General features: G+C 41.7%; 1 protein-coding gene. It reads left to right on the forward strand.

Features of this window, described 5'->3' with window-relative positions; translation table 11 throughout:
• Nucleotides 1-32 precede the first annotated feature (32 nt).
• On the forward strand, nucleotides 33-326 hold a 294-nt coding region (locus ACYVTD_RS18675), incomplete at its 3' end, for a hypothetical protein (RefSeq protein ID WP_461249080.1).

Here is a 326-nt window from a genome sequence, read left to right on the forward strand (position 1 = left end):
TTCTAGACATTTTCATCCTAATGTCCGGCTTCTTGCTAAGAATCATATACGGCGCGGTAATCATAAACCAGCCAATTTCCAACTGGCTATACCTAACCGTTATGTCGGCTTCGTTTTATATGTCCCTCGGCAAACGCAGAAACGAGCTTGCGCTGGCGGATAAAAACGCGTCAAAAGTGCGCAAAGTATTGAAATATTATAGCTACGAATTTTTAGATAAAAACATGTATGTCTGGATGACCATGACGATCGCCTTCTATTCCCTATGGTCTATCGGCGGAGAAAATCTTATATGGACAGTTCCGATCGTCTCAATCATACTAATG

This window comes from Treponema sp. R6D11 (assembly GCF_054786075.1).